Source organism: Paenibacillus sp. VTT E-133291 (assembly GCF_002264395.1).
GTDB lineage: Bacteria > Bacillota > Bacilli > Paenibacillales > Paenibacillaceae > Paenibacillus_AQ > Paenibacillus_AQ nitricinens.
Genome location: NZ_NFVA01000250.1, coordinates 1 through 381 on the forward strand (window position 1 = coordinate 1; position 381 = coordinate 381).

Below are 381 nucleotides of genomic sequence, written 5' to 3' on the forward strand. Positions count from 1 at the left end.
TCGCCCATATTTACGCAGCATCCTTTCCGTGTACTATCGTTTTAATATCGCGGACATCGAGCGCCAGGTTCTCGTATTGACCGGCCAGCGCTTCGAATCGATCCGTCAGTCCTTCCGCCAGCTTCATCAAGCGGTCTTCACGCGCAAGGGACTCCGTGTGCATCCGTTCGCGTTCCGTCTTGGCTTCCGTGCTTATGCGTTCTTCCCGCGCGCGAGCTTCGTCGGACATTCGGCGCATCTCTTTCCATAAGGTCCACGCGATGACTGCGGCTGCAACCGCAAATATTCCGTTCTTGGCGACCTCCGCCCAAAGTGTTCCGTCCATCAAGCGGTCGCCTCCGTTTCAGGCGCGAGATAATCCGCTAGCGCGCGGCCGATCTC

1 protein-coding gene is annotated in these 381 nt (G+C 58.0%); it reads left to right on the plus strand.

Annotation, left to right across the window (positions count from 1 at the left end; translation table 11 throughout):
* A partial coding sequence (locus tag CA598_RS32800; protein ID WP_218832651.1) for a hypothetical protein occupies window positions 1-250 on the plus strand: 250 nt, incomplete at its 5' end.
* Between the last annotated feature and the right edge of the window lie 131 nt (window positions 251-381).